The 23104-nt window shown below is 73.7% G+C and carries 25 protein-coding genes; 6 read left to right on the top strand and 19 right to left on the bottom strand.

What is annotated here, in order from left to right; translation table 11 throughout:
• Positions 1 to 87 precede the first annotated feature (87 nt).
• Positions 88 to 627 (bottom strand): hypothetical protein, encoded by a 540-nt coding sequence (locus GPJ59_RS01275; protein WP_219664324.1) that lies wholly within the window; start codon positions 625 to 627, stop codon positions 88 to 90.
• A complete protein-coding gene (locus GPJ59_RS01270; RefSeq protein WP_219664321.1) occupies positions 624 to 773 on the bottom strand; it encodes a hypothetical protein in 150 nt (49 codons plus the stop codon). Before GPJ59_RS01270 ends, GPJ59_RS01275 begins: the two co-directional genes overlap by 4 nt.
• A 124-nt stretch (positions 774 to 897) precedes the next feature.
• On the opposite strand from GPJ59_RS01270, the gene GPJ59_RS01265 reads away from it, so the two are divergent.
• Complete coding sequence (locus GPJ59_RS01265) at positions 898 to 1470, top strand: TetR/AcrR family transcriptional regulator (protein WP_219664319.1); 573 nt, start codon at positions 898 to 900, stop codon at positions 1468 to 1470.
• Positions 1471 to 1477: 7 nt separating this feature from the next.
• On the opposite strand, the gene GPJ59_RS01260 is transcribed toward GPJ59_RS01265, so the two are convergent.
• On the bottom strand, positions 1478 to 1744 hold the full coding sequence (locus GPJ59_RS01260) for an SHOCT domain-containing protein (RefSeq protein ID WP_219664317.1): 267 nt from the start codon (positions 1742 to 1744) through the stop codon (positions 1478 to 1480).
• A gap of 322 nt (positions 1745 to 2066) precedes the next feature.
• Between GPJ59_RS01260 and GPJ59_RS01255 the strand changes: the two genes are divergently transcribed.
• Positions 2067 to 2711, top strand: a complete 645-nt coding sequence (locus tag GPJ59_RS01255; RefSeq protein WP_219664315.1) for a CBS domain-containing protein — start codon at positions 2067 to 2069, stop codon at positions 2709 to 2711.
• A 2-nt stretch (positions 2712 to 2713) separates the two neighbouring features.
• On the opposite strand, the gene GPJ59_RS01250 is transcribed toward GPJ59_RS01255, so the two are convergent.
• Complete coding sequence (locus GPJ59_RS01250) at positions 2714 to 3028, bottom strand: hypothetical protein (RefSeq protein ID WP_219664313.1); 315 nt, start codon at positions 3026 to 3028, stop codon at positions 2714 to 2716.
• A 177-nt stretch (positions 3029 to 3205) separates the two neighbouring features.
• Here GPJ59_RS01250 and GPJ59_RS01245 point away from each other — a divergent pair, with 177 nt between their 5' ends.
• Positions 3206 to 3658: a CBS domain-containing protein gene (locus tag GPJ59_RS01245; RefSeq protein WP_219664310.1), complete on the top strand. Its 453-nt coding sequence runs from the start codon at positions 3206 to 3208 to the stop codon at positions 3656 to 3658.
• Between the two features lie 72 nt (positions 3659 to 3730).
• Here GPJ59_RS01245 and GPJ59_RS01240 read toward each other — a convergent pair whose 3' ends face one another.
• The 7 genes from GPJ59_RS01240 to GPJ59_RS01210 form a co-directional block, all read right to left on the bottom strand.
• Positions 3731 to 4234, bottom strand: a complete 504-nt coding sequence (locus GPJ59_RS01240) for a flavodoxin domain-containing protein (protein WP_219664308.1) — start codon at positions 4232 to 4234, stop codon at positions 3731 to 3733.
• Positions 4231 to 4383 (bottom strand): hypothetical protein, encoded by a 153-nt coding sequence (locus GPJ59_RS01235; RefSeq protein WP_219664305.1) that lies wholly within the window; start codon positions 4381 to 4383, stop codon positions 4231 to 4233. Before GPJ59_RS01235 ends, GPJ59_RS01240 begins: the two co-directional genes overlap by 4 nt.
• A gap of 133 nt (positions 4384 to 4516) precedes the next feature.
• Positions 4517 to 6241, bottom strand: coding sequence for a SulP family inorganic anion transporter (locus tag GPJ59_RS01230; RefSeq protein ID WP_219664303.1), 1725 nt, complete (start codon positions 6239 to 6241; stop codon positions 4517 to 4519).
• Between the two features lie 185 nt (positions 6242 to 6426).
• Positions 6427 to 6693, bottom strand: coding sequence for a DUF1918 domain-containing protein (locus GPJ59_RS01225; RefSeq protein WP_374200761.1), 267 nt, complete (start codon positions 6691 to 6693; stop codon positions 6427 to 6429).
• Positions 6690 to 9359, bottom strand: a complete 2670-nt coding sequence (locus tag GPJ59_RS01220) for a cation-translocating P-type ATPase (protein ID WP_219664302.1) — start codon at positions 9357 to 9359, stop codon at positions 6690 to 6692. The genes GPJ59_RS01225 and GPJ59_RS01220 overlap by 4 nt, the downstream gene beginning before the upstream one ends.
• Positions 9360 to 9366: 7 nt before the next feature.
• Entirely contained in the window at positions 9367 to 10230 is an 864-nt protein-coding gene (locus GPJ59_RS01215; protein WP_219664300.1) for a universal stress protein, read from the bottom strand.
• Positions 10227 to 11135 carry a universal stress protein gene (locus GPJ59_RS01210; protein ID WP_219664298.1) on the bottom strand — a complete coding sequence of 303 codons (909 nt, stop codon included), beginning with the start codon at positions 11133 to 11135 and terminating at the stop codon, positions 10227 to 10229. Before GPJ59_RS01210 ends, GPJ59_RS01215 begins: the two co-directional genes overlap by 4 nt.
• Before the next feature lie 264 nt (positions 11136 to 11399).
• Here GPJ59_RS01210 and GPJ59_RS01205 point away from each other — a divergent pair, with 264 nt between their 5' ends.
• From GPJ59_RS01205 to GPJ59_RS01195, 3 genes are all read left to right on the top strand, one after another.
• Positions 11400 to 12065, top strand: a complete 666-nt coding sequence (locus tag GPJ59_RS01205; protein ID WP_219664296.1) for a CBS domain-containing protein — start codon at positions 11400 to 11402, stop codon at positions 12063 to 12065.
• Positions 12066 to 12117: 52 nt separating this feature from the next.
• Positions 12118 to 12729, top strand: a complete 612-nt coding sequence (locus tag GPJ59_RS01200) for a CBS domain-containing protein (protein WP_219664294.1) — start codon at positions 12118 to 12120, stop codon at positions 12727 to 12729.
• 147 nt (positions 12730 to 12876) lie between these two features.
• Positions 12877 to 13854 carry an Acg family FMN-binding oxidoreductase gene (locus GPJ59_RS01195; protein ID WP_308120064.1) on the top strand — a complete coding sequence of 326 codons (978 nt, stop codon included), beginning with the start codon at positions 12877 to 12879 and terminating at the stop codon, positions 13852 to 13854.
• A 107-nt stretch (positions 13855 to 13961) separates the two neighbouring features.
• On the opposite strand, the gene GPJ59_RS01190 is transcribed toward GPJ59_RS01195, so the two are convergent.
• The 8 genes from GPJ59_RS01190 to GPJ59_RS01160 all read right to left on the bottom strand — a co-directional run bounded on the left by GPJ59_RS01190 (position 13962) and on the right by GPJ59_RS01160 (position 22902).
• Positions 13962 to 16634 (bottom strand): cation-translocating P-type ATPase, encoded by a 2673-nt coding sequence (locus GPJ59_RS01190; protein WP_219664292.1) that lies wholly within the window; start codon positions 16632 to 16634, stop codon positions 13962 to 13964.
• The gene (locus GPJ59_RS01185) at positions 16627 to 17223 is read right to left on the bottom strand and encodes an Rv1733c family protein (protein ID WP_219664289.1); all 597 of its coding nucleotides are present in this window, start codon (positions 17221 to 17223) and stop codon (positions 16627 to 16629) included. The genes GPJ59_RS01190 and GPJ59_RS01185 overlap by 8 nt, the downstream gene beginning before the upstream one ends.
• Positions 17224 to 17268: 45 nt before the next feature.
• Positions 17269 to 17769, bottom strand: a complete 501-nt coding sequence (locus GPJ59_RS01180) for a flavodoxin domain-containing protein (RefSeq protein WP_219664287.1) — start codon at positions 17767 to 17769, stop codon at positions 17269 to 17271.
• A gap of 227 nt (positions 17770 to 17996) precedes the next feature.
• Entirely contained in the window at positions 17997 to 18446 is a 450-nt protein-coding gene (locus GPJ59_RS01175) for a universal stress protein (protein ID WP_219664284.1), read from the bottom strand.
• 112 nt (positions 18447 to 18558) lie between these two features.
• Complete coding sequence (locus GPJ59_RS01170; RefSeq protein WP_219664282.1) at positions 18559 to 20994, bottom strand: glycoside hydrolase family 65 protein; 2436 nt, start codon at positions 20992 to 20994, stop codon at positions 18559 to 18561.
• Positions 20991 to 21119 carry a hypothetical protein gene (locus tag GPJ59_RS36955; RefSeq protein ID WP_258023676.1) on the bottom strand — a complete coding sequence of 43 codons (129 nt, stop codon included), beginning with the start codon at positions 21117 to 21119 and terminating at the stop codon, positions 20991 to 20993. Before GPJ59_RS36955 ends, GPJ59_RS01170 begins: the two co-directional genes overlap by 4 nt.
• On the bottom strand, positions 21119 to 21820 hold the full coding sequence (locus tag GPJ59_RS01165; RefSeq protein WP_219664280.1) for a helix-turn-helix domain-containing protein: 702 nt from the start codon (positions 21818 to 21820) through the stop codon (positions 21119 to 21121). Before GPJ59_RS01165 ends, GPJ59_RS36955 begins: the two co-directional genes overlap by 1 nt.
• 5 nt (positions 21821 to 21825) lie before the next feature.
• Positions 21826 to 22902, bottom strand: coding sequence for a zinc-dependent alcohol dehydrogenase family protein (locus GPJ59_RS01160; protein ID WP_219664278.1), 1077 nt, complete (start codon positions 22900 to 22902; stop codon positions 21826 to 21828).
• Between the last annotated feature and the right edge of the window lie 202 nt (positions 22903 to 23104).

Genomic DNA, 23104 nt, shown 5'->3' with positions numbered 1-23104 from the left:
ACTGGCTGGCCGGCTGAGCCGCACGTACGCAAGGGGCCACCGGATCGTCCGGTGGCCCCTTCGCCCTGTGCACGGATCTGCACGGCCTCACACCGCGATGCGCTGTCCCGTCGCGGCCTGCTCGCGCTGTCTGCGGCGGCCGTACCGGGTCACCCCGCGCGGCTTGAACACCGACAGCCCGGCGGCGACGAGCAGCACCGCCAGCGCCGCCGCCGCATCGGCGATCAGCTGCACGCGCATGCCCTCCAGCTCCCCCGCCGCCAGCGCGGCCCGGGCGGCCGCATCGGCCAGGTGCCCGACCGGCTGCATGTGCACCAGGAGCAGCAGTGTCGCGACCACCGTGATCAGGAGCTTCGCGATCACCCAGTAATGGCGCACCAGCCCGTAGACCGTCCCGAGCGACTGGACCACGCCGGTCACCAACGAGGCGACGCTGAACGGCACGATCACCCACCAGCCCACCAGTTCCATCGCGACGTACGCTCCGCGCACCGTCTGCGACTCGGCGCTGGTGAGCCCGGCGAGCGCGAGGGCGAGGAAGGCGGCGACGGCGCCCAGCCAGCCGAGGGAAGAGGTGACGTGCGCCGTCAGCGTCAGTTTGCGAAGCCTCGGCGGAAACGTCTTCACGGGGTATGCCCCACCATTCCGCCGCCGGCCAGGTGCACGATCACGAACACGGCCACCAGGACGACCGCGACCGCCGCTGACACCTTCACCCAGCGCGGCGCACCGTCGTCGTCGTGCGGCCCGGAACGGGTCGGCGAACCGTCCATGGCGTCCTCCCTCAAGGTTGCGCGGGCCAAGGGCGGCCCCGCAGGCACTTTGCACACTTTGCGAGACACTGTGTCTCGCTCATGAACAGAGTGTATCCCCTGGAGACGTCCGTATGCTTGACGGGTGCCGAAGCTGTGGAACGAGACCATCGACGCGCACCGCCACGCGGTACGCGAAGCCATCCTGGACACCGCCGCGAAGCTGGTGGAGGCCGGCGGCCTGCGGGCCGTGACCATGTCGAAGGTCGCCGAGCAGACCGGCATCGGCCGCGCCACCCTCTACAAGTACTTCTCCGACGCCGAGGCCGTCCTCCTGGCCTGGCACGAACGCCAGGTGACGGACCATCTGCACCAGCTGGCCGAAGTCCGCGACCGGAGCGGAACCCCGGCCGAACGGCTCGAGGCCGTACTTCAGACGTACGCGGCCATCGCCCGCCAGCGCCACGGCGGCGAACTCGCCACCCTCCTGCACCAGGGCGAACACGTCACCCACGCCGAGCGCCACCTCGCCGGCATGGTGCAGGCCCTCATCGCCGAAGGCGCAGCAGAAGGAGGCCTGCGCGCCGACGTACCGCCCGCCGAACTCGCCCAGTACTGCCTCCACGCGCTGACCGCCGCCGGCGCCCTGACCTCCGAGGCGGCCACCCGCCGCCTCGTCGAGGTCACCCTCGGTGGCCTGCGCCCGGTCCCCCGGTGAACACGTGTCACGGCGTTCCGGGAGGCCCCGTCCGTAGGGCTGCCAGGCGGCGCTGATACTCGTCCTCGTCGATCTCTCCGCGGGCCAGGCGGTGCGCGAGGACCTGCTCGGGAGTCGGGGCGGCGGGGGTGTGGGTGTGCTCGTGGGGCGGCCGGTTCACGGTGCGGAAGAGCAGCACCGCCACGGTGATGATCAAGGCCCAGAAGAGGATCATGCTGACCGACATCGCGAACCAGCCCCACCCGCCGAGATTGTGGTCGTACCAGAACATCATGGCCGCTCACCTGCCTGGTCGCGTCGGGGAAGCCGCGGAAGGAACCCGTCCTGCACCGCTCGCTTCGTTCGCTGCTGCCATCGTGACACCGCGGGCAGAGGCACGAGCGGGGCCGAACGGCCCCTTCCGGGGCCAGGCGGTCCCTGTCTGCCGCCCCGGGCCACTCGGGCCCTCTGCGCTGGCCCACAGGGCCCTGCGCAGGCACCCGCTCGGGTGCTCAGATGGAAGAGAAGGGTTCGACTGGAAGAAGGGGGTCGACCCGAGCTGCGACCACACCGGAGCGGCGGCAGGTCCACGACCGAATACGGCGAAGGAGCCGGTCATGCCCGTATCCCGCTACACCGTCAGTGACGTCATGACGCACACCGCCATCGCCATCGGCCGTGAGGCGTCGTACAAGGAGATCGTCGAACTGATGCATGAATGGAAGGTGAGCGCGGTCCCCGTCCTGGAGGGTGAGGGCCGCGTCGTCGGCGTCGTCTCCGAGGCCGACCTGCTGCCCAAGGAGGAGTTCCGCCGCGAGGAGCCCCGCCTGCCGGAACAGCTGGAGGAGGCTTCCAAGGCCGGCGGCGTGCTCGCCGAGGACCTGATGTCGAGCCCGGCGGTCACCGTCCACCCGGGCGCCACCATTGCCGAGGCGGCCCGCATCATGGCCCGCAAGCACGTCAAGCGCCTGCCGGTGGTGAACGACGTCGGCATGCTGGAAGGCGTCGTCAGTCGCAGTGACCTGCTGAAGGTGTTCCTGCGGCCGGACGAGGAGCTGGCGGAGGAGATCCGCCAAGCCGTGCTGTACGAACTCACGCCGGGCATGTCCCTGGACTTCTCCGTCCAGGACGGTGTCGTCACCCTCCGGGGACCGCTGCACGACCGCGCCGTGGTTCCCCTCCTGGCGCGCGCCATCCGCGCGGTCGAGGGGGTCGTCGACGTCCGGATGGAACTCGACGGGGCCGTCCCGACCACCGCGTAGGCCTACGCGGTGGTCGTGCCCCGGGGAACCGCCGAGGTGATCGGCCAGGGGGCGAAGGGAGCCGACCCGCCGGTGCGCACCGCGTCCACCGCGCTCTGGTGCACCGAGCGGCCGGCTTCGGGAGACGGGCAGGACACGGGGCTGCCGGCCAGGGTGTACCACTCGGACGCGCCGACGTACTGTACGGCGACGTGTGCCTGCTCCTGCTCCCACGTGGTGCGCACCGTCAGTTCCCCGGTGAGGGTGCCGGCTTCGCCGGTGAGCACCCCGCCGGGGCCCGTGAACACCCCGGTGGTGGTCCAGGTTGTGGATGCCATGTGAGATCACCTCGGCAACAGGAGTGGTGGTCGCTGTCTGCCTGCCATTCTCGCAGGCCAGGCGCGGTGCCGCCCAGGGGCCGTGCGGTACCTCCACGGGGGTCCGCCCGGCCCTCGCCCGGTCCGGTGTCCGGGCCTACGGTGAACATCACGGAGCCGGTGGGAAGGAGCTGGACCATGAACGTGTCCGCATCCATGTCCGTGCCCGCAGTGTCCGTCACCTCCTCGACGACCATCGGTGAGGCGGCCCGGCAGATGGACGTGTACGGAGTCGGCTGCCTCGTCGTGACGGAGGGCGAAGCCCTGTGCGGCGTCGTCACCGACCGCGACATCACGGTACGCGCAGTGGCCGCGGGCCTCGACCCCGACGATCCGGTACGGGAGGTCATGACCTCCCCGGCCGTCACCATCGACGTGGCCGACGACATCCACGCCGCGTACCGGATCTTCCGCGGCAGCGCCGTCCGGCGTCTTCCGGTCCTCGACGGACCGCGTGTCGTGGGCATGCTGACGGTGGACGACCTCCTGATGGACGTCTTCCGGCGGGTGGCGGACCTGCTGGGCCCGATCGCCTGGAGCGTCCTGGAGGAGCCTCCCGGACCCCGTGACGAGATCGGCCCCCGCGCCTGAGCCCGCGCGCATGGCCCCCGCACGTATGGCCCCCGCACGTATGAGCCCTCGCGCTCCGCGGTACCGCGCCGCTCAGGCAGCCGCCGCGAGTTCGCTGCTGATGTGGTGGGCCCAGGTGTGGATCCGCTCCGGGTTGCGGAAGTCGCCGCCCTTGCCGTGGCGGACCAGTGCCTTGGCGATGAGTCCCGGTGTGCTCTCGGTGAGGCTGCCGCCGAAGGTGATGTGCTCGCGGGCCCCCAGCCGTTCCATCTGCCGGGCCACGGCCGGCACCGGCGGGATCTCGTGCTGCTCCGCGGAGCTGTCGACCGGGCCGCTGCTGAACAGCCAGACGGGCCGGTGCCTGAGATAGTGCTCGTTGCGTTCCGCGCAGTGCAGGGCCTTGGCGCTCCAGCGGCCGGCGTAGAGGGACCCGCCGAGGACGACGGCGTCAAAACCGCGTACGTCGTCGACGTCGTCGGCGGGCAGCACGACAGCGTCGAGCCCGTCCTCGCGGAGGGTCTTGCCGATCTCCGCCGCGATCCCGGCCGTCGCGCCGTGCTTGCTGCCGTAGGCGACCAGCACCCGCTTGGCGGTCATGACCGCTCCCCCGTCTCCGGGGTCCGGCGGCGCGTGACGGGGATGCTGCGGCGGCCTGCGGGGGGTTCGGTCTCCATCGGTACGCGGACCGTGAGGATGCCGTCCTCGTACGCGGCCTCGACGCCGCGCTCCATATGCGTGCCTGACATGGGTGCTCCAGGAGGTCTGACGGCGCCGTGCGACGGCGCACTGCGTGGACTTCTGTCACCACTGTCGTCCTGCCGCCTCCCGGCCCGCTTGGGCCTGTCGGGGCAGCGCCGGGTCCGTTCGGCCCCCTCTCCCCTACGTGCCGGTCGGGTCGGTTCCTCCTGGGTCGGTTCCTCCTGTGGTGCGCTGCCAGGCGCGGTAGGCCGCGACGGCGGTGGGCAGGGTGGGATAGACGTGGTCCGGGCCGACGGCTGCCGTCAGCCCGTACGCGTCGAGGGGTTCGCGGAGGTCCTGCTTGACGCGGGCGAAGGCGAACACGATGCCCCGCCGGGCGAGTTCGGCGCGCAGGGCCTCGACGGCGTCGAGGGCGGTGATGTCGACCTCGACGTTGGCCTCGGTGTTCAGGACGAACCAGTGGACCGGGTCGGTCTGTGCGTCGACGGCCGCAAGTGCGCGGCGGCGGAAGTCCTCGGCGTTGGCGAAGAACAGCGGGGAGTCGTAGCGGTAGACCACCAGGCCGGGAATGGTCCGCGCCTGCGGGTAGTCGTCGACGTCGTGCATGCCGGCCAGGCCGGCGACGGTGCCGAGGACCGCGTCGTGCGGTCGGGCGACCCTGGCGAGGACTTCGAAGACGGACAGGGCCACCGCGACCAGGACGCCGTAGAGGATGCCGAGGGCGAGGACACCGGCGGTGCAGCACAGGGCCAGCAGGAGCTCGCGGCGCCGGAAGTGCGCGAGGCGGCGGAACTCGCCCACCTCCACCAGGCGGACCGCCGCGTAGACGACGATCGCGCCGAGGGCCGCGGTGGGGGTGTGGGCGAGCAGCGGGCCGAGGAGGAGCAGGACGGCGGCCACGCACCCGGCGCCGACGAGGGAGTAGCCCTGCGTACGGGCTCCGGCCGAGTCGGCGAGGGCGGTTCGGCTGGCGCTGCTGCTGACCGGGAAGCCCTGGAGGAGCCCGGCGCCGAGGTTGGCCGCACCGAGGGCCAGCAGTTCCCGGTTCGCGTCCAGCGGGTACGGGTCGTCGCGCCGGGCGAACGCACGGGCGGTCAGGACGACGTCGGTGTAGCCCACGAGGAGGACACCGAGGGCCGGCAGGACCAGGTGGGCGAGGTCGGCCGGACGGGGCAGGGCGAAGCCCGGCAGGCCGGTCGGTACGGCGCCGATCACGTCGATGCCCGGGCCCCCGTCGAGCCCGAACGCCGCCACCGCCGCCGTGGCGAGCACGAGGACCACGAGGGGGCCGGGCAGGGCGGGCCGCACCAGGGGCAGGGTGAACAGCAGGACGAGGCAGCCGGCGGACAGAGCGGCCGTGGGGGCCTCCACGTCGGGCAGCCGGCGGAGGAAGGTGAGCAGCTGGGGGACGAACCCCGATCCGCCGCTGTCGGTCCCGGTGAGCCGGGGCAGCTGGTCCACGATCATGAGGGCGGCGACTCCGGCCAGGTAGCCGACGAGGACGGGCCGGGAGAACAGGTCGGCGAGGAAGCCGAGCCGGACGGCCCACGCGACCAGGCAGAGCAGGCCCACGACGACGGCGAGGGCAGCGGCGATGCCCGCGTACCGTGCGGGGTCTCCGGCCGCGAGCGGGCCCACGGCCACGGCGGTCATCAGGGCGGTGGTCGACTCCGGGCCGACCGACAGCAGCCGGGACGAGCCGCTCAGGGCGTAGAGCACCATGGCCGGCAGGACCGCCCACAGGCCGACGACCGGGGGCAGGCCGGCCACCCCCGCATAGGCCATGACCTGCGGGACGAGGTAGGCGGCGACCGTGATCCCCGCCAGGACGTCACCGCGCAGCAAGGCGCGCCGGTAGCCCCGGAAGGCGGGCGGGACCGCGACGATCCGTCCGTGCTTCCGCATGACACCTCCGGGCCTCGCTGGAGGCGTGTGCCGCACCGCCCGGGGAGACGCCGCTCGCGGCAGGCTGACCGCCTGCGCTCATGTCCCACGTCCGGCCGGCGGCAACGCTGACAGGACCACGTGACCAGGTGTCCACCGTAGCCCCGGCCGCAGGGGGCTTCCCGTTCAGCCCGTTCAGCCGGCAGCTACTGCCCCCTGCGGCCGCCCCCGTCGGCCGGGCCCGCCGTCCCTTCGTGCAGGTGCCGGACATGGGCGTCCGGCCCCGGGAAGAACACGGTGGTACGGCCGGTGTCGGACCAGCGCACGTCGTACGGCGGTGTGCCGTCCGCGTGGTGCAGGGCGACGACCTCCCCGTCCCGGCCCGGCTTGCCGACGGTGGGGCCGCCCACGACGATCTGGTCGCCCACCTCGGCGTGGATCCCGGTTCCGTGTTGCGGTGCGTACGTGTTCATGGCCGTGCCTTTCCACGGAAGGCGCCCCGCAGAAGCCGGGCGGTTACGAAGGCTGCGAGAGCGGCGGCGGCAGCGAGCCAGAGGCCGGTCCGGCCCACGGGTTCGGTGTCCAGCAGCGACTGCAGGGCGGGGACGTGCAGGGCTGCCATCGCCAGGACGGCGGATCCGGCCACGGAGGCCGGCAGGAAGAGGTTGGCCCTGGTCAGCAGGCGGGCCCGCAGGCCGAGGGCCACGCCCAGCTGGGCCGCGAGGAGGGCCAGGAAGAGCACGCTCTGCCAGGGCAGGTCCATGGCGCGGGCGGCGACGCCGGCCAGCAGACTGACGGCCGTCACGGCTGAGGCCAGGACGATCAGGCGCTGCCACACGCCTGCGGCGAGGATGTGCTGGCCGGGCGGCCGGGGCGGGCGCCGCATGGCCTCCGGTGAGACGGGCTCCGCGCCCATGGCCACACCGGTCATGCCGTGGGTGAGGAGGTTGATCCACAGGATCTGCCCCGCGCGCAGCGGCAGGGCCAGGCCGAGCAGCGGGCCGATCAGCATCACGAGGATCTCGGCGGCTCCGCCGGCCATGGCGTAGACGAGGAAGCGCCGGATGTTGTCGTAGACGCGGCGGCCTTCCTCGACGGCCGTGACCACGGTGGAGAGCTCGTCGTCGGTGAGGACGAGGTCGGCGGCCTGGCGGGCCACCTCGGTGCCCCGCGCTCCCATGGCGACGCCGATGTCGGCCTGGCGGAGGGCGGGGCCGTCGTTGACACCGTCGCCGGTCATGGCGGTGACGGCGCCGCGGGCCCGCCAGGCGTGGACGATGTCCAGTTTCTGCTGCGGGTCGGTGCGGGCGAAGACCCGTACGCCGGTCAGGTCGGTGTCCGGCGAGGCGGCCAGCTCGGGGCCGGTGAGGACCTCGCCGGGCTCCCCGTCCTGGACCAGGCCGGTGCGCTCGGCGATCGCGCGTGCCGTCGCGGGGTGGTCGCCGGTGATCAGGACGGAGGTGATGCCCGCGTCCCGGCAGGCCGCCAGGGTCGCGGCGGCAGCCGCCTTCGGCGGGTCGCTGATGGCGATCAGCCCGAGGAGGCGCAGTCCCTGCTCGGCTTCGGCGGCCGGCAGGTGCCACTGTTGCCGCTCGGTGCCCGCCACGGCCAGGACGCGGTATCCGTGGGCGGCCAGCGCTGCGGCCTGCTCGCGGGCTTCGGTCAGCCGTTCGGGCGGGTCGGTGAGCACGAGGGGGGTGAGGACGGCCTCAGGAGCCCCCTTGAGGCAGACCAGCACGTTTCCGTCGGGCAGGCGGTGCAGCGTGGTCATCCGCTTGCGCAGGCTGTCGAAGGGGGCTTCCGCGATCCTGGGACGGGCCTGGCGCAGCTCGGCCGGGGTCGGGCAGCCTGCCTTGGCGGCGGCTGACAGCAGGGCGGCCTCCATGGGATCGCCCACGGCGCTCCAGGCGGCCGATCCGGGCCTGGTCGCCGATCCGGGCCCGGGCGCCGATCCGGGCCGGGGCGCCGATCCGGGCCCGGTCGCCGATCCGGACCGGGGCGCCGATCCGGGCGCCGGCGGCTTGAGGCTCGCGTCGTTGCACAGGGCCGCCGTGGTGAGCAGTTCCCGCAGCGGGCGGAGCTCCTCGGGGGTCAGCGCGCGCCCCGCGCGCGTCAGCTCCCCGTGCGGCTCGTAACCGCTGCCCGACACGTCGGCGCCGCCGGAGGGCGTCCAGACGTGCTGGACGACCATGCGGCCCTCGGTGAGGGTGCCGGTCTTGTCCGTGGCCAGCACGCTCACCGAGCCCAGGGTCTCCACGGCCGGCAGGCGGCGGACGAGCGCGCCCCGCGCCGCCATCCTGCGGGCGCCGAGGGCGAGGGCGAGGGTGACCACGGCAGGAAGGGACTCGGGCACCGCCGCGACGGCCAGGCTGATGGCCGTCACGGCCATCGTGCCCGGCGCCAGGCCGCGCAGCAGGCCCAGGGTGAAGACCAGCACGCACAGGGCGATGGTGGCGACGGCCAGGACGCGCCCGAGGGAGGCGAGCCGGCGCTGGAGCGGAGTCGGGTCGTGGCCGGCGTCGAGCAGTGCGGCGATGCGTCCGAGGGCGCTCGCCGAGCCGGTGGCCGTGGCGGTGGCCGTGCCCCGGCCGCGCACGACGACGGTGCCGGCGCTCACCGGCCGGCCCGGGGCCTTGTCCACGGGCTCGGACTCGCCGGTGAGCATGGATTCGTCCATCAGGAGCGCGGACGCCTCGGTGAGCTCGGCGTCCGCGGCCACGATGTCGCCCTCGCCCAGCAGCAGGGTGTCCCCCGGGACCACGAGCGCCGCCGCGATCTCGTGGGCGGCTCCGTCGCGCAGCACCCGGGCGTGCGGGGCCGAGAGGGCGGAGAGCGCGGCGACGGCGCGGTCGGCCCGGACCTCCTGGGCCACCCCGACCGTGGTGTTGACGACGATCACCAGTGCGATGACGACGGCGTCCGAGTGGTCCCCGATCGCGACGGTCAGCACTGCGGCGCCCAGCAGCACCATGATCAGCGGATCGCGCAGCTGTGCCAGCACGCGGCGGTACAGCGGCGTCGGCGGGGGCGGTGCCACCTCGTTGCGGCCGTGGCGGACCAGCCGGCGTTCGGCTTCGGCCTGGGTCAGCCCCGGGTGGTCCTGGGCCCGTACGGGCTGTGTGTCGGTCCGACCGGTCATGTCGGTCTCAAACCTCCGGGATGGTGATCACCGGGCAGTGCGCCCGGTGCAGCAGACCGTGCACCGTGGATCCCAGGCGCATGCCGGAGTAGCCGCCCCGGCCGCGACGCCCCACGACGACGGCCAGGGCGTGCTCGGCGGCCCGGGCCAGTTCCTCCACCGGGTGGCCGGTCAGGACCTCGTGGGTGAGGCGTACGTCCGGGTACTTCTCCGACAGCCCCGCGGTGGTCTCGGCCAGCAGGGCTCGCTGGGCCTGGATGGCCGCTTCCTCGTCGTGCAGCAGGAAGACCGGCGGCTGCCACACGGAGACGGCCCGGACGGTCGCGCCGCACAGATCGGCTTCGTCGAGGGCGAACCGGAGCGCTGCGGCCGAGGCGGCGCTGCCGTCGATCCCGGCGACGACGTACGGCGGCTGCTGGGTGGTGTGCGGGGCGTCGCCCACGACGACGACCGGGCACGGGGCCTTGGCGGCCACCGGGACCACGGTCGATCCGGCACTGAGCACTTCCGCGACGCGGCCGAGGCGGCGGGAGCCGAGCACGACCATGCGGGCGTGCCGGGCCGCCCCGGTGATGACGGGTGTCGGGAAGCCGTCCGGCAGATCGGCGGACACGGCCAGCTCCGGGTGCCGTTCACGGACCCATTCCCGGGCCTGTTCGAGCCTCTCGGAGCCGGCCTGGCGCAGGGCCGTCCGCCCCGCGGTGTCGTGGGCGTGGCGGGTGTCGTGCTGGGGTGGCACGGCGAGCACCAGGCGCAGCGGGAGCCGGCGCCGGTGGGCCTCGTCGGCGGCCCAGGCCAACGGGAGGTGCCATTCCCGGGCGGGGTCGATGCCCACGACGACGTCACGAGCGCCTTGCCCGCGGCCGGTCATGACCGGCTCCCGGCGTTGTCACCCGCGCGGGGGATGAGGAGCACGGGGCAGCGGGCGTGGTGCAGCACGCTGTGCGTGGCCCTGCCCAGGTTGCGGCCGAGTCCGAGCGGGGTGGGGGCCCTGCGGCCGCCCATGACGAGCAGGTCGGCGTGGCGGGACGCCTCGACGAGCACTCCGGCGACGGAGGCGCTCTTCTCCGCGTCGCTCTCGACGGTCAGGTCGGGGAACTCGTCGCGGATGGCGTCCGTGACGGCCTGCAGGGCCGCGGAGTGCGCCCCGGCGATCGCGTCGACGTCGTCGAGCATGGTCACCACGGTGCCGACGGACTGGATGATGTGCCACACGTGCAGCAGCCGTAGGGACGCCTTGCGCAGCTCGGCCTCGCGGGCGGCGTACCGTGCGCACACGAGGTCGTGCTCGTCGCGGACGGCGGCGAGGACGGTGCCCCGCTCCTCCGTCTCGTCGACGTCGCGGACCACGACGACGGGGACCTTGGCACCGGCTGCCGTGTCGAGGCCGACGGAGCCGAGCATGAGCGAGTTGAAGCCGCCCAGGCCGCGGCTGCCGACGACGAGCGTGCCGTGCAGGCCGCCGGCCCGGTGCAGGCTGGTGACGGCGTCGGTGCGGCTGAGCTCGGTGGTCACCTGCAGGCCGGGGTACCGGTCGGCCACGGCCTTCGCCGTGTCGTCCAGGATCTCGCGGCCGGCGGCACGGACCCTCTCGATGGTCTCCGCCGCCACGTACAGCGCCCGGCCGTCCGTGTCGGCGGCGTGGACGATGTGCAGGGGGCGGCCTCGGCGTACGGCCTCCCCGGCGGCCCACAGGGCAGCGCGGCGCGCCGGTTCCGAGCCGTCCACGCCTACGGTGACCGAGCTGGTGTCCGGGGTACGAATGGTGCTTTCCACGGTTACTCCCGACCGAGGGGCCGACTGGGGACACCCCCCACGCTCACACCCGCGGCGGCGGGGGGGTGAGGGCCGCCCGGGGCCGCTGCCGGGGACCAAAGGTCCCCGTCGCGGCCCCGGCCCCGTGCCGCCGGGGCCGGGTGGTCCTTCCGGTCCCGGGACGGGACCGTTCGGCCCTCGTCTCCCCACTCTGTTCCGGCGGAGGGTGAGTGGCACACCCACCGGACACCGGCCTCCCACGACCCGGAGCAGCAGGAGGGCCTCATGAAGCACATCAAGGTGGCGGACCTGATGACCGACGAGGTCGTCACGGTGGCCCCCGACACCGCTTTCAAGGACGTCGCGAAGCTCCTCGCCCAGCACGACATCTCCGGGGTCCCCGTTCTGGACGACGAGGACCGCGTCGTGGGTGTCGTCTCCCAGACCGACCTGCTGGCCCACCCGGCCGCGCTCGCCCGCTCCGATCTGCAGCACGGTGCGCCGGAGCCGCCTCCCGCGGCGGGGGACATCATGTCCGCGCCCGCCGTCACCGTCCATGCCGAGGACACGGCGGCCGACGCCGCCCGGCTGATGACGCGCCGCAGCATCGAGCGGCTTCCCGTCGTGGACGTGGAGGACCGGCTCGTCGGCATCGTCACCCGCCGGGACCTGCTCCGCATGTTCCTGCGTCCGGACTCGGAGATACGCCAGCGCGTACAGGACATCCTCACGGTCGTCGTGGGCGTACCGGCCGGCGACGTCGAGGTGCACGTCGTGGACGGCATCGTCACCATGGACGGCATGGTGCAGCACCGGAGTCAGCTGCGTGTCCTGCATGCCGTCGTCGAACGGCTCGACGGAGTGGTGGCCGTCGCCTCGCACGTCACGGCCCGCAACGACGACGCGGCGTTCTCGGACGCCGGGCACGCGCGTCACGCGATGCCGTGGTGACGCCCGGTCCACCGCACGAAGGTTCACAGGGGGAATTCGCAGAGGAAAGGCCATGAAGCACCTGCGCACGGTCGGTGACGTCATGACCCACGCGGCGATCTCCGTCGACAACAGCACCGCGTTCAAGGCCATCGTGGAAACGATGCGGATGTGGAACGTCACCGCCCTTCCCGTGCTCTCCGAGGACGGCCGGGTGGCCGGCGTCGTCTCCGAAGCCGACCTGCTGCTCCACTCACAGGACACCGACCCGGACCGCGCGACCACCGCGGAGCAGCTGATGACCCGCCCGGCCGTCACGGTGACCGAGGACGCCGCCATCCCGGCCGCGGCGCGTCTGATGGCCCGCCGCCGCCTCAAGCGCCTGCCCGTGGTCGACGGCGACGGCCGCCTGATCGGCGTCGTCAGCCGCGGGGACCTGCTGAAGGTGTACCTGCGCCCGGACGCGGACATCGGCGCCGAGATCCGTGAACTGATCATGTACCGGCTCGTCCCGCCGGGCTCGGCCGAGATCCACGTCCACGTCGCCGACGGGATCGCCCACCTGCACGGCGCCCTGCCGGATCCCTCGCTGGAGGACGTGGTGGTCCGCGCGGCCGGCACCGTCCCGGGCGTCGTGGACGTCAAGGCCGACTTCACCGGCGCTCCGCCGAACGGTCCCGGGTAGGACCGATCGGTCCCACCCGGGCACCCGGCAGGCAGCAGACTGGAAGCAGCCGGGTGTCCCACCCGAGGAGGAGCCCCGACCGAATCCCGTATCTCCCCGGTCGCCGTCGTGGCGCACGACTGAGGACGCACAGACAGGACCAGTACCGTGACCGCACCACACCTGGACCACGCTGTCATCGCCCGGATCGTCGGCGACGCCGTGAGCGCTCCGTCCATGCACAACGCCCAGCCGTGGAAGTTCGTGTTCCGATCGGCGGACGACGTCATCGAACTGCACGGCGATCCGGACCGCGCCATGACGCGCAGCGACCCGGACCACCGCGCACTGCATCTCGGTTGCGCCGCCGCGCTGTTCAACCTGCGCGTCTCCGCGGCCTGGCACGGTCACCCCGTCCGCGTGCACCTGCTGCCCGACGACTCCGAACCATGGCTGCTGGCCACGGCGACCGTCGACGGACCCGGCGGTGACGACCCCGAGCTGGCGGCGCTGCACGACGCCATCCCGCGCCGGCACACCAGCCGCTACCCGTTCAGCGACGAGCCGGTACCGCAGGCGCTGCTGGACGGACTGCGGGCCGCGGCCCGCATGGAGGGCTGCCGGCTGGAGGTCCCGGGCGACTGGCACGTCGAGACGGTGCTCGGGCTGGTGCGTGACGCGGAGCACCGGGAGGAGATCGATCCGGTGCACCAGGAGGAGACCGCGGCCTGGACGGGCGCGACCGGCAGGCGCGACGACGGCGTTCCCGCCGCCGCGTTCGGCCCGCGCGGTTCCGCCGGGTCCGCCTCCGTACGCGACTTCGGCCGGACCCGGCCGGTGCCGGACCGCGGCTGGGCCGTGTTCGAGAAGCGGCCGCAGCTGGTCCTGCTCGGCACCCCCGCCGACACCCGGGCCGACTGGCTGCGCGCCGGCCAGGCCCTGGAACGCGTGCTGCTCCAGGCCACCGCCGACGGCCTCGCCGCCTCGATGACCTCCCAGCCCCTGGAATGGCGCGAGCTGCGGTGGACGGCCCGGGACCCGGCCGAGGCCATGGGCCAGGTCCAGATGATCATCCGCCTCGGCTACGGGCCCCAGGGAGCCCCGACGCCGCGCCGGCCGGTCACGGAGGTCCTGGAGATCCGGTGACCGGCGAGGTCCGGTGACCGGCGAGATCCGGTGACCGCCGGGCTCCGGTGACCGGCGAGCTCCTGTGACCGCCCGGGCTCCGGTGACCCGCCCGGCCCCGGCCCGGCTCAGGGGCGGTGGCGTCGGCGGCGGGCCCACCGGCGGAGCTCGTCGGTTCCCCAGACCAGCGGCGGGAAGGCCGCGACGAGGAGGACGACGTCCAGCGGCAGGGCCGCGGTGCCGAACAGGTGCTGGAGCGGGGGCGCGTAGACGAGCGCTGCGGTGAAGGCGAGTTCGAAAGCGATGCCGGCGAGCAGCAGGGGGTTGGTGAGGAAGCCGATGTCCCGCAGGGCCGCGTGGTCGGTGCGTGCCGCGATCGCGGTGCCGACCTGGCAGGTGACGATGCCGGCGAAGGTGGCGGTGGTCGCGGTGAGGTAGGCCTGGTGGAGCGCGGTGCCCGGGCCGGTCGGGTCGCCGGGGTGCCATCCCGCGCGCCACAGCACGGAGAAGAACGCGGTCATGACGAGGGCGGCGGAGACGGTGCCGAGCCAGCCCCAGCTGCGGATCAGCATGTCCTTGTTGATCACGCCTTGGGTGCTGGGGCGGGGCGGCCGGTTCATGATGCCCGGTTCGGCGCGCTCGCGGCCGAGCGCGAGGGCGGGGAGGGTCTCGGTGCCGAGGTCGATGGCAAGGATCTGGAGCACGGTCAACGGCAGCGGAACGGCCCCGCCGGAGAGGGCGAAGACGGCGAAGGGCACGACCTCGGGGGTGAGGTGGGCGAAGATGTAGACGATGAACTTGCGGACGTTGTCGTAGACCCGGCGGCCGGATTCGATCGCCGTCACGATGGTGGCGAAGTTGTCGTCGGTCAGGACCATCGTCGAGGCCTCGCGGGCCACGTCGGTGCCCGTTCGCCCCATGGCCACGCCGATGTGGGCGCGGTGGAGCGCCGGGGCGTCGTTCACGCCGTCGCCGGTCATGGCGACGATCTGCCCGTGGACCCGCAGGGCGTCGGCCACCTTCAGCTTCGTCTCGGGCGAGGCGCGCGCGAAGATGATCTCGGTGTCGCCGAGCCGCAGGAGGTGGTCGAGATGGTGGTCGTCGACCGCCTCGGACTGGGCGATCACCCGCAGCTTCGGCACTCCGATGCCGACGGCCCGGGCGATCGAAGCGGCGGTGGCCCCGCTGTCCCCGGTGACGATGTGCACGGTCAGGCCCGCCTCGTGGCAGCGCCGGACGGCGGCCGCGACCTCCGGGCGCGGCGGATCGTAGAGGCCGATGAGCCCGAGCAGGTGCAGGTCCCGCTCGGCCTGCTGGCGCCGTACGGGGACACCGGCGCCGGCCGGCAGGTCCCGTACGGCGACGGCCAGCACCCTCATGCCCTGCGCGGCCAGCGCTTCGGCGGCGTCCCGGGCCTGCCGGGCCGGCTCCCCGCCGGTCAGCAGCGCCAGGACGGCCTCCGGGGCGCCCTTGGCGACGACACCGAGGCGGCCGTGGTCCGTCGCCTGGACCACTGACATCAGGCGCAGGCGGGGGTCGAAGCGGAAGCAGGCACGCCGGCCGGCGTCCCGGTCGGCCGGATCCACCGGCACGCCGTGCTGTGCGGCTCCCTCGGCCAGGGCGAGCTCGGTCGGATCGCCGTGCAGCCGGCCGTCGCTCTCCAGGGTCACCGTGGTGCACAGGGCCGCCGCGCGGATGAGCTCGGCGCTGCGGGGCCCGGCCTCCGTGCGGTGCTCGGGCGTCCAGAAGCCGTGCAGCCGCATCTCGTTGCGCGTGAGGGTGCCGGTCTTGTCGGTGCAGATGACGTTGGTGGAACCCAGCGTCTCCACGGCGCTCAGCCGCTTGATCACCGCGCCCTGCCGGGCCAGGACCCGCACACCGACGGCGAGGGCGAGCGTGATGGTGGGGAGCAGTCCCTCGGGGACATTGGCGACGAGCAGGCCGATCGCGAACATCAGCGAGTCGGTCACCGGCAGGCCCACCGCCACACCGGTCACGAGGAACACCGCTCCCATCGCGACGGCGACCGCCGCGATGAGCCAGGCGACCTTCTTGACCTGCTTCTCCAACGGGCTCGGCTCGCGGCGGGTGCGCTGGCTGAGGGCGGCGATCCGGCCGAGCTCGGTGTGGTCCCCGGTGGCGAAGACGATCGCCTGCGCCCGTCCCTCGGTGGCGCTGGTGCCGCTGAAGACGAGGTTGGGCTCCTGCAGCACCGCCGCCGCCGGCACACCGGGTCCGGCAAGCCGCTCCACGGGCGTGGACTCGCCCGTCAGCATGGACAGGTCCGCTTCGATGCCGCCTTCGGTCAGCCGGGCGTCCGCGGGGATCCGGTCGCCCTCCTCCAGGACGATGAGGTCGCCGGGGACCAGGTCACGGGCCGGGAGGTGCTGGGGCTGCCCGCCTCGGATCACCTGGGCCTGTGCGGGAAGGTAGCGGGCCAGGGTCTCGACGGCCTTCTCGGCCTGCCGTTCCTGGACGAGGGCGAAGCCGGCGTTGACGAGGACGACCGCGACGATCGCCCAGCCGAGCACCTCGATGGCCGCGACGAAGGCGAGGGCCGCTGCCGCCCACAGCAGCAGGGCCAGGGGGTGGACCAGCTGTCGCAGGAGTTCCCGCAGGACGCTCGGCTGCGCGGTGCGGCGTACCTCGTTCGGGCCGTAGATCGCCAGTCGGCGTGCCGCCTCGCGGCTCGACAGGCCCAGCGGGCCCGTGTGCAGTTCGCGGCGGAGCAGGGGAAGGGGCTCAAGGGGATCCGGTACGAGGTCCGGCGCGAGGTCCGGGCCCCCGGCCCGGTCAGCCATCGTCCGCTCCCTGGTCGGGGCGCAGCCGGCCGGTCCAGCGGGGCTCCACGTCCTCCCACTCGGCTTCCCAGGCGCGGGCGCTGCGTACGTCGACGATGCGGAGGCTCACGCGGACGAGGACTCCGGACACGAGCAGGATCGCGCCGGCCGCCATCGTGCCCAGGCCGAATGCCTCCAGTGCGCGTTCGGCCGTGCCGGGCGGCGCGGCGGCGGGGTTGCCGAGGTCGTCGACCCACACCCGGACCGGGTCTCCCTTGCGGGTGTCCGCCGGGACGGGGACGGTGTGGGTGTGCGCGCGGTCGGCGGGGTAGCGCCAGGTGGCGCGGGCGACGGTGACGGTCCGCTCGCTCGGCCGGTCCCCGGCGTGGTAGCTGGTTCCGCCGACGGTGGTGGCCGTCACGACGTGCCGGTGGCCCGCGACCGCCTCGGCGGCGCGGCTGCTCGTGGTCCAGGTCGCCCGTGCGACGGCGACACCGCAGATCACGGCGATCAGGCAGGCCACGGCGAAGGCGGCGCGCAGGCGGCTGCGGGTGCGGTCGGCCTTCCGTCGGAGCGGGTTGGTCCCCGGTCCCCTCGTCCGGTCGTCCATGGTTCACCTCCGCGCCGCGTACGTGCACCGGGCCGGGTGCCCGGTTCAGGCGGTGGCGAGCTCGCCGCTGATGTGGTGGGCCCAGGTCCGGATGCGGTCGGGGTCGCGGTAGTCCCCGCCCTTGCCCTGTCGGAGCATCGACCGGGCGAGGAGCCCGGGGGTGCGGGCCGTGATGCTGCCGCCGAAGGTCTTGTGCTCCCGCGCGCCGATGAGCTGCATCTGCCGTGCCACAGAGGGGACGGGAGGGATGTCGTGCTCCGTCGCGGAGCGGTCCAGGGGGCCGCTGCTGAACAGCCAGACCGGGCGGTGGCGGAGCGAGTCGGCGTTGCGTTCGGCGCAGCGCTCGGCCTTGCCGCTCCAGTGGCCGGCGTAGAGGGCGCCGCCCAGCACGACCGCGTCGTAGCCGCGGACGTCGTCGACGTCGTCGGCGGGCAGGACGACGGCGTCGAGGCCGTCCTCGCGCAGGGTCTCGCCGATCTGCTCGGCGATGCCTGCTGTGGCACCGTGCGTGGTCCCGTAGGCGACCAGGACTCGCTTGGCGGTCATGGCGGGACCTCCTTCGTCTCCTCCAGGCGGGCTGATGCCACTGTCACGCCGCCTGCGGCGCCTCCGCATGGGTCGGACGGCTCCTGGCGGGGACCGTTCGGCCCTCTTGCTCCGTGGCGGGGACGCGGCTCCGTGGCGGGGACGCGGCTACGTCGCGGGGACGCGGTCCGCCCGTGCTGCGGCGCCCGGTGCGGGACCGGGCCGGTGCCGCCGCGGGCCCGGAGGGGTCACTCGGCGGGCACGTCCGGCCGCACGATGGTCACCGGGCACGGGGCGTGCAGCGCCACCTGCTGGCCCACCGAGCCGAGCAGCGCCCGGCGGAAGCCGCCGCGGCCGCGGCTGCCGACGACCAGCACGTCGGCGCCCTCGGCCGCCTCCACCAGGACCTGGGCCGGGTGTCCGTGCACCAGCTTCTCGTGCACCAGGGAGGCTCCGTCCTCCCCGAGTACGGTGCGGACCTCGTCGACCAGCAGCCGCTCGGCCTGCTCCTCGTCGAACGTCGCGTCCACCGCCGGCGCCGACCACGACGCCTCGCCGGGGACCTCCCATGCCGTGACCGCCTCGACCTTCCCGCCGACCAGGCCGGCGTACCGTACCGCCCAGCGCAGTGCGGCCTGGGACGAGGGCGAGCCGTCGATCCCCACCACGATCCGCGGAGCGTCTTGCTGCGTGTCCATGCCCTTCACCCCTTCCGAGAGCTACCTCCAGCGTGTGCGAGGCGGGGGGCCACCGCCACGCGAGGAGCTCGGCTGTGCAACGTTTCCGCAGGCGGAGCGGCACCTGCCCGGCTCAGCCCGGTGGCAGGCGGAACCACCGCTCCTGACCTGCCGCGACCCGCTCCCGCCGGTCGCCGGGCAGGACCAGGGGCACCGGACCGAGGAGCGACGGCGGAACGCTGACGCCCAGGCGGCCCGGCCGGAACCGGATGCGGATGTCCCGGTGGCCGAGGTAGGAGAGGGAGAGCTCGGAGCCCGGGATCTCGGAGAGCGGCACGGGGTCGATGTGCAGGCCGTCGGTGCCCGGGTCGAGGCCGACGATGCCGCGTTCGACGAGGTCGAGGGTGCCGGCCATGGCGCCGAGGTGGATGCCTTCGCCGGTGGTGCCGCCCTGGACGTCGGTGATGTCGCCGAGGAGGGCCTCGCGGCAGTAGCGCCAGGCGTCGGGGCCCTGCTGCCGGGCGAGGACCCAGCCGTGGACGAGGCTGCTGAGGGTGGAGCCGTGGCAGGTCCGGCGCAGGTAGTACGTGACCGTCCTGTCCCAGAGCGCGTCGTCGAGTGCGTGGCCGAGCCGGGCGAACATCCCTGCGAGTTCCGCGGGGCGCAGGAGGTAGCCGAGCATGAGGGTGTCGGCCTGCTTGGACGCCTGGTAGCGGTTGGGGGTGTCGCCCTCCGCCTCCAGGATGCGGTCCAGGCGGCGGATGTCGTGGTAGCGGGCGCGGTACGTCTCCCAGTCGAGCTCGGCGAGGTCGCCGTACCCGTGGAACTGGCTGATCACGTCGCGGTGGAACGGGACGTACATGCGGTGCGACACGTCCCGCCAGCCTTCGAGATCGCCGGACTCGCAGCCGAGGTGGGTGAGCAGCTCGGCGCGCCGGACGGCCGGGAGTTCCTGGTAGAGGTCGAGGGCGCGGGCCAGTACCCAGGCGGCGGTGACGTTGGTGTAGGCGTTGTCGTCGATGCCCGGCGCGGCGGCGTCCGGGTAGGCGTCGTGGTATTCGTCGGGGCCGAGGACGCCGCGGATCCGGTAGCGGCCGAGGCCGGGGTCCCAGGTCGCGTAGTCGGCCCAGAAGTGGGCGGTGTGCAGCAGGAGTTCGGCGCCCGGTCCGTGCATGAAGGCGGTGTCGCCGGAGGCGAGGCCGTACTGCCACACGTTCCAGGCGATGGCCGAGCCCACGTGCCGCTGGAGGTGCGAGTGGTCGGGCAGCCAGCGGCCGGAGCGCGGGTTGAGGTGCAGCCGCTGTGTCTCCTCGGCTCCGGAACTGCCGCTCTGCCAGGGGAACATCGCGCCCTTCGCCCCGGCCCGGCGGGCCGCTTCCCGGGCCGCGGGCAGCCGCCGGTGCCGGTACATCAGCAGGGCGCGGGCGGTCACGGGGAAGTGCAGGGCCAGGTAGGGCACGACGAACAGCTCGTCCCAGAAGACGTGCCCCCGGTACGCCTCCCCGTGCAGGCCCCGGGCGGGGACGCCGGCGTCGAGCTCGGCGGTGTGCGGCGAGAGGGTCTGCAGGACGTGGAAGGCGTGCAGGCGCAGGATCCTGCCGGTCTCGCCGTCCGTCCCCACCTCTCCTTCGCTCCAGATCCGCTGCCAGGACGCCTGGTGGGACGCGAGCAGCGTCGCGAAGGCCGGGGCGTGGCGGGCGTACTCGATGCTGCGTCGCACGGGGTCGGCGAGGGGACGGTCCAGCGAGCTGAACAGGGCGGCGGTCTTCACGACGACGACCGGCCGCCCCCGCCGGATCGGCAGGACGGACGTCTGCGTCGCGGTGCCGGCCGTGCAGGCCTGCTCGACGGTGGGCACGGGCCGGGAGGAGGTCCGGACCGCGAGCCCGATCCGTACCCGGGAGGCCGAGGTGGTGCAGTCCAGCCAGGCGGTGCCTTCCGCGTCCACTCCGGCCCGGTGCTCCACGAAGTGGCGTCCGGCCAGGTCGTGGTAGCGCTCCACGCCGGCGTTGGCGACGTCGCCGTCGAGTACGGACGCGACCTCGATCCGGCCGCTCCATCCGTACGCGCGGAACACGGTGCGCTGCGCGGCCAGGTGCGGGTCGCCGAGGTGGACGAGGCGGGTGTGGGTGACGCCCAGCCGACGGCCCTCGGCGTCGTGGAAGAGCATCCGGCGGGTGAGCGTCCCGGCCCGGAGGTCCAAGGAGACATGGCAGTGGCGCAGCGACGGGTGGTCCGGCGTGAGCCAGTCGCCGTGCGGTACGCCGTCAGGGACGTCGGGGTTGTCGTGGCCGTTGGGGTCGTCCGGGAGGCAGCGGTAGCGCAGGGCGGTCCAGTCCGGCAGCCGGACCAGGTCCTCGTTGGAGACGGTGCGTCCGGCGACGGCGGAGGTGAGGCGGTTGTAGCAGCCGGCCAGGTAGGTGGCCGGGTAGTGGACGGCGTCGGCGGTGCACTCGGGGGCTGCGCCGCGCGTGGCGAAGCGGCCGTTGCCGAGGGTGCACAGGGACTCGACCAGGCGCTCGGTCTTGGGGTCGTAGCGCGGGTACTCCCAGTGCCAGGACGCGGTCACGGCCGGCGGCCTTCGACGTCGCCGGGGGCCGCCGCGCCGAGCCGGGGCCGGCCGTCCGCCGGGTCCCGGTACGCGCGGACGGCATCGCGGACGGCATCGAGGACGACCGCGCGCACGGTGTCCATCAGGCGTGCACCACGCGACGTCCGGTGAGCCGGACGGGAGTGAGCTTCATCCAGTGGACGCGGACGCCGCCGGCCCAGGGGTGGGAACGGGCCGTGACCACCAGGTGCTGGCGTTCGTCCGCGTCGGTGACGGCCTCCAGCTCGCCCACGGCCATGACGCTCCAGCCCTCGGAGGTCACGTCGTCGATGTGGTCGATCTCGAAGGCGGCCTCGGTCCCCGTCGCCCGGGCGGCGGCCGTCCCGGCGGCGGTGCGGAAGGCGATGGTGGTGCCCGCCACCATGTAGTTGACGGGGAGGACGGCGGGGCCTTCGGGGGTGAAGACCGCGATCCGGCCCACGCCGTGGGTGCCCAGCAGCCGTCGGCATTCGGCCTCGTCGAGCGCGACGAGCGCCATGTCGCGGCGGGCGTCGGACTGGCCCGGGGGCCGGTCGGCGCTCGCGCCGGTCAGGTCGTCCAGGGTGATCCCGAGGGCGTCGGCGACCCGGACGAGGGTGCCCATGGAGGGCGAGGCGGCGTGCTCCTCCAGGTAGGAGATGTAGTGGCCGTCCGCACCGCACCGCCGGCCGAGTTCCTCGCGGCTCAGGCCGAGCTCGGTGCGGCGGGCCGCGAGGCGGCGGCCCAGGTCGGTGCGTCCGGGGGTCTCACCGGACGGCTGGGGCCGGGTGCTCCCGGTGCCCGGGGTGCTCGGGGTCCTCTTCACGGTGATCACTGCTCCTGGGGCGGTACGGCGACCGTGTCGTGCTGCGGTCCGCCGAGGACGACCTTGAGGGCGCCGGTGTCGGCGGCGCGGGAGAAGACGTCGTACGCCTCCTCCATCTGGTCCAGCTCGAAGCGGTGGGTGACCAACGCGGATCCCGGCAGGCGTCCCGCAGCCGTCATCCGCAGCAGCATCGGCGTGGAGAAGGTGTCCACCAGGCCGGTGGTGAGGGTCACGTCCTTGATCCACAGGTCTTCGAGGTGCAGGACGGCCGGCTTGCCGTGGACGCCGATGTTGGCCACCCGGCCGCCGGGGCGCACCATCCGGGTGCACAACTCGAACGCCGCGGGATCGCCCACGGCCTCGATCACCACATCCGCGCCGAGCCCCTCGGTCAGGTCCTCCACCAGCCGCTCGGGCTCCTCCCGCGCGCTCACGGTGGCATCGGCACCGAGCTCACGGGCGGCCGTGAGCCGGGAGGCGGCCAGATCCACGGCGACGATACGGAACGGGCTGTAGAGGCCCGCGGTGGCGATGGCGGCCAGGCCGATGGGGCCGGCGCCGACCACCACGACCGTGTCGCCGGGGCGGACGTTGCCGTTGAGGACTCCGACCTCGTACGAGGTGGGGAAGATGTCGGCGAGCAGGACGGCCTCGTGGCTCGCCAGGGCGCCGGGCAGCGGGTGGACGGAGAGGTCCGCGAAGGGGACGCGTACGTACTCTGCCTGGGTGCCGTCGATGAGGTGGCCCAGGACCCAGCCACCGCCCCCGCGGCACTGCCCGTAGCGGGCCTCGCGGCAGAACCGGCACCGGCCGCAGGCGGAGATGCAGGAGACCAGGACGCGGTCGCCGGGGCGGACGGAGCGGACGTCGCCGCCGGTCTCGACGACGGTGCCGACGGCCTCGTGCCCCAGGATCCTGCCGGGGCTCACTTCGGGGACGTCGCCCTTGACGATGTGCAGGTCGGTGCCGCAGATGGTGACGGCGTCGACCCGGACGATCGCGTCGGCGGCATCCTTGACGGAGGGGTCCGGGACGTCCTGCCAGGAGGTCTGTCCGGGTCCGTGGAAGACGAGTGCCTTCATGGCGCGGCCTTCTCTCTGCTTCTCTCTGCTTCTCTCTGTTCTACGGATGTCGTCGCCCGACGGAGGTGTCCACGCTCGACAGAGGTGTCAACGCCAGGCTGTCCCTCCGTCCCGCCACCACGCTTGGGCCGGTCGGGCCCTCGCCGGGGACCGGTCGACCCCTCCCTCCCGCGGGCTCTTCCAGGGTGTCGCGGACCTGCGC

Source organism: Streptomyces bambusae (assembly GCF_019400985.1).
In the GTDB taxonomy this organism is placed as follows: domain Bacteria; phylum Actinomycetota; class Actinomycetes; order Streptomycetales; family Streptomycetaceae; genus Streptomyces; species Streptomyces bambusae_A.
The sequence above is the reverse complement of the archived record's forward strand: the minus strand, read 5'-3'. Positions and strand labels throughout refer to the sequence as shown.